We start from the raw sequence: 1,873 nt of genomic DNA, 5'->3' as shown, positions 1-1,873 counted from the left end.
GGCCGGACGTGCGACGGCGGCCGGCTGCGGACGGCGCTGCTGCTGCACGATCGGCGTGGGTGTGCGGTTGATCCGCTCGCGCTGGAGGCGGTCGAGGTTGCGCGACGGTGCCGTGCGGTCGTCGTCGCGGTGGTGTCCGCCGCCATCGTGGCCGTCGTCTGGACGCGGACGCACCACCACCGGTGGGCGGTAGTAGCCGTTCGGGTAGCGGTGGTAGCCGTACGGATAGCGGTAGTAGCCCGGGTGGCCGTAATAGCGCGAGTAATAGCCGCTGCCGTAGTAACCGCTGCCGTAGTAGCGGTCGCTGTAGCGCCCGTACGGGTCGTAATAGCGGTAGTCGGTGCCCGGATTACCGTAGTAGTAGTCGCCACGGTCCTGGCGGTAGCTGTAACCGCCGGTCATGCAACCGCCCAGCAGGGCGATTGCCACGGCCGGGAGAAGGAGTTTGCGGATCATCGTCTGTCCCCTGTCGATTGCGGCCATCGTCGGGCCGGGGCATTGAACTTGCGCTTAATTTGCAGTAATACGCGGCGCGCTTCCTGACCGGTTCAGCGTCATCGAGCGTCGCGACCGCCCCACCGTAAACGCGTTGGCCATGGCTTGGTTGACGAGGGCGCCCGACGTCCGGGGTGGCGCGAGGCGCGCGGTACCTGGCGCCCGCTGCCTGGCGCACCACCCTGCGTTAGGCTGGCGCTGATGATTACAAGCACCGACGTGCTGGCCGCCGCGGCCAGGATCGCCCCCCACGCCCACGCCACGCCGGTGCTGCGCTCGCGCACGCTCGACACGCTGGCCGGCTGCGAACTGCACTTCAAGGCCGAGCACCTGCAGCGCGCCGGCGCGTTCAAGTTCCGCGGAGCCTGCAACGCGGTGTGGTCGCTGGACGAGGATGCCGCCGCGCGCGGCGTGGTCACCCACTCCTCGGGTAACCACGGCGCTGCGCTGGCGCTCGCCGCGCGCACCCGCCGCATGCCCTGCCACGTCGTGGTGCCCGAAGGGGCGGTTGCGGCCAAGCTGGCATCAATCGCGGCATACGGGGCCACCTTGCACCGCTGCGCACCGACGATCAGCGCGCGCGAGGCGATGTGCGAGCAGGTCCGCATCGCTACCGGTGCACAGCTCGTGCATCCCTATACCGACCCGCGCGTCATCGCCGGCCAGGGCACTGCGGCACTGGAACTGCTGTGCACCGCCGGCCCGTTCGACGCGATCGTGGTGCCGGTCGGCGGCGGCGNCCGACCCGCGCGTCATCGCCGGCCAGGGCACTGCGGCACTGGAACTGCTGTGCACCGCCGGCCCGTTCGACGCGATCGTGGTGCCGGTCGGCGGCGGCGGACTGGCGGCAGGCACGGCGGTGGCCCTGGCCTCGCGGCACCCGGACGCGACGGTGTGGCTGGCCGAACCGGCCGGCGCGGCGGAGACCGCCGAATCGCTGCGTCTGGGCGAGCGCGTCACCGACTTCACCCCCGACACCGTCTGCGACGGCCTGCGCGGCACCCTGGGCGCACCGAATTTCGAGCTGCTGGAACACCACCACGCCGATGCGCTCGTGGTGGACGACGCCGATACGGTGCGCGCGATGCGCCTGGTCTGGCGGCACCTCAAGCAACTGGTCGAACCGTCCTCGGCGATCGCGCTGGCCGCGGTGCTGGCGGAGCCTGGACGCTTCGCCGGCCAGCGCATCGGCATCGTGCTGACCGGCGGCAATGTCGACCTGGAAACGCTGCCGGCCCTGCTCGCGCTGGGTGATTGACCCCGGATCGGGCCGATTACACCCCGCATGGGTGCAACCCCCACGCCCGGCACCCACGCGTAGGAGCGACGTCAGTCGCGACCCACTGACGTCTCGGATCCCAGTGGGTCGCGACTGACG

1 protein-coding gene and 1 pseudogene are annotated in these 1,873 nt (G+C 70.8%); one reads left to right on the top strand and one right to left on the bottom strand.

What is annotated here, in order from left to right; all coding sequences use genetic code 11:
• Nucleotides 1-456 (bottom strand): hypothetical protein (locus ACKVMH_RS13365; RefSeq protein WP_412700647.1); only part of this gene is annotated, 456 nt, incomplete at its 3' end.
• Nucleotides 457-762: 306 nt separating this feature from the next.
• On the opposite strand from ACKVMH_RS13365, the pseudogene ACKVMH_RS13360 reads away from it, so the two are divergent.
• Nucleotides 763-1,753: pseudogene (locus ACKVMH_RS13360) on the top strand (threonine ammonia-lyase).
• Nucleotides 1,754-1,873: the final 120 nt, after the last annotated feature.

It is taken from the genome of Lysobacter zhanggongensis, from assembly GCF_046638635.1.
In the GTDB taxonomy this organism is placed as follows: domain Bacteria; phylum Pseudomonadota; class Gammaproteobacteria; order Xanthomonadales; family Xanthomonadaceae; genus Novilysobacter; species Novilysobacter luteus.
This window is presented reverse-complemented; position numbering and strand designations above follow the sequence as displayed.